The organism is Bacillus sp. MYb209 (genome assembly GCF_002975175.1).
Lineage (GTDB): Bacteria > Bacillota > Bacilli > Bacillales > Bacillaceae_G > Bacillus_A.
In genome coordinates this window covers 1-2,551 of sequence record NZ_PCNZ01000100.1, presented here as the reverse complement: position 1 = coordinate 2,551, position 2,551 = coordinate 1, and the positions used below count along the sequence as shown (strand labels likewise).

2 protein-coding genes and 1 rRNA gene are annotated in these 2,551 nt (G+C 32.5%); 2 read left to right on the top strand and 1 reads right to left on the bottom strand.

Annotated elements, in window-relative coordinates; genetic code table 11:
- Positions 1–73 precede the first annotated feature (73 nt).
- Together rrf and CQZ94_RS30435 are read left to right on the top strand one after the other, a co-directional pair.
- Positions 74–189, top strand: a 5S ribosomal RNA gene (gene rrf / locus CQZ94_RS30440).
- A 370-nt stretch (positions 190–559) separates the two neighbouring features.
- Positions 560–1,480, top strand: a complete 921-nt coding sequence (locus CQZ94_RS30435) for a DMT family transporter (RefSeq protein WP_105588401.1) — start codon at positions 560–562, stop codon at positions 1,478–1,480.
- A gap of 93 nt (positions 1,481–1,573) precedes the next feature.
- On the opposite strand, the gene CQZ94_RS30430 is transcribed toward CQZ94_RS30435, so the two are convergent.
- Complete coding sequence (locus tag CQZ94_RS30430) at positions 1,574–2,365, bottom strand: sulfotransferase family 2 domain-containing protein (RefSeq protein WP_105588400.1); 792 nt, start codon at positions 2,363–2,365, stop codon at positions 1,574–1,576.
- Between the last annotated feature and the right edge of the window lie 186 nt (positions 2,366–2,551).

The window sequence follows — 2,551 nt, the reverse complement described above, 5'->3', positions numbered from 1 at the left end:
TAATAGATCGAGGACTTAACCATATAATATGAAGCAAATGTTATCTAGTTTTGAAGGAATATACCTTCAATAGTTTGGTGATGATGGCAGAGAGGTCACACCCGTTCCCATACCGAACACGGAAGTTAAGCTCTCTAGCGCCGATGGTAGTTGGGACCTTGTCCCTGTGAGAGTAGGACGTCGCCAAGCAAAAACCTAAGTCGTTTCGACTTAGGTTTTTTTGTGTTTATTTTTATTTACCGAAGGCTAAAATCCATAAATTTAATAATCCTAAAGAAGAAAAAAGAATGAAATAGAGGCTGTATACAATAAGATTTGGACAATAAAGTGATAAAAAGGTTATAAACCAATATATATAAGGTAATAAACACCTTTTATATATATTGATTTAGTTGTGGTATGAACAAGAATATTTTTGAGCTTATATGAAAAGGTTATGTGAAAAATAGCTATCCAGTTCTTTTTCACATAACCTTTTTGTATTTTTAAGGGATTTTACATAAGAAAAAATTTATAATTAAGGTAGTTAACATATATTTTTTGATGGGTGTGGGGAATTATGAAGGAAATATGCATGTTATTAGTGGCTGTTATATTATGGGGGACAGCCATTGCACCAACGAAATGGGCATTAGAATCCATTCAACCGTTTACTTTGTTATTTATTCGTCTTTTCTTTGCGGGTGGAATTTGTATGCTTTTCTCATTTAACGAACTACAAAAAGCAGTTGTACATAAACATATTCCGTGGAAAAGAATGAGTTTACTATCTTTTACTGGTGTAGCTGGGTACTTTATGTTCACATCCTATGGTATTTCTTTAACAAGTGGATTACATGTTAGTATTATTGATGCTGCATTGCCATTAGTTACAATTCTTTTTTCAGCGTTCTTTTTGAAAGAGAAAATTCAGATGGATTATTGGATCGGAATTATGTTGGGGGTTATAGGGGTGCTCTTTATTACAATTCCATCTAGCAATACTAATCAAGAGGTGTCTTTAATAGGAGATATACTTATTTTATTAAGTACCTTTTTATTTGCGTTCTACACAGTTTTGTTAAAGCGGCCAAAACAAGAACGACGTTTATCTAATAAAGTTTTCACTACAGTAACACTAATGATAGGTGCATCTATTGTGTTACCATTTGCAATGATAGAAATTTTTTACTACGGTTTCCCAAAGGTCGAAACATGGAAGACTGGATTTAGTGTAGTGTACCTTATTATTGGGGCAACAATTTTAGCATATTGGTTCTGGAATAAAGCGTTAGAGACGGTCTCTGCATCAATAAGTGGACTGTATTTAAATGGATTGTCGTTAATAAGTATTGTTACTTCAATTATCCTATTAAATGAATCTCTGACATGGAAGGTAATAATGGGAGGAAGTCTAGTTTTAATTGGAGTAGGATGGGCGGATAAGTGGAAATTACGTAATCTATTAAAGGGTAATAACTTGGATAGTAGGGACTGTTAAATTGTATGTTATATATAGTTTAAATGTTAAAAAGATACCTTATACATAAATATGAGGTATCTTTTTATATTTAGTGAAGATAATAGATTTAAACTAGTAGGGATATTCTTTGTTATACCTATATATATCGAAATCTTTTTGAAAGATTGTTTTGACGAGCTGTATACATTCATTATCATAAAAGCTTTCAAAAGTCGGGTGACGAGGGAATAAAGGATCAGTAATATCGGCATCGCTGAAATTCCCTTTATAAATCATGGCAGGGGTTTGATGATGCCATGATGTTGAAAACTCATTTGTCGGTGCAGGCTTTAATTCGAAACGCTTTTCTAATTTTTTCATTTCCTGATAGAAATTTTCTAAGTATATATAATTGGTTACATACTCTTCCTCACCTGCTATATATTGTTGTGTAAAGTGAGGGTTAATATCATTTGCATGAGCACCTTTAGTGAATAGGTAGTATAAAAATTGTTTAAATGAGATTCCTTTAGGAGAATTTTCATTTTGATATAAAAACTTTCGAATGGGTTTCCATTCTGTATTTTCTACATAAGGGGGTGCAATTAAGGACACGAAAGAACTGACTGCTCTTCTAAACGGATTGCGAACTAGTTTGAAAGTTTCCTTTTGTTTATCTCGTAATGCTACACTCAGCCGTATATTATAGGCCGGTGTACTTTTGTATATTTCATATTCATAATTATGAATAAAGGGGTGATAGTTTAAAGCTGTTTGTAATAAATCAATCTGGTAAAAAAACCACTTAGCAAGGGAAGTGCAACCACTTTTTTGACTCCAAAATAGAATGATAGGAAAGTTTCTATGATAGTGTGGGCTTCTTGCATTAGTATTAATGATGTGTAATAAGGAAGGATCCAACAATTGATACACTCCTTTCATGTATCTTGATTATATATATGTAAAATAAAGATGGGGTATGAGCGTGGGGTATTTTTTTATGGAAAATGAAAAAGAAATGTTGACTATTATTATATATAGGTGTAATATAGGAAAAGTCGCCGATAGCAACAACGCAGAAAGCGACAAAAGAAATAAAAAAACTTGGTT

Coding starts and splice junctions, on each gene's coding strand:
- CQZ94_RS30435 (WP_105588401.1), top strand. CDS start 560: ATGAAGGAAATATGCATGTTATTAGTGGCTGTTATATTATGGGGGACA.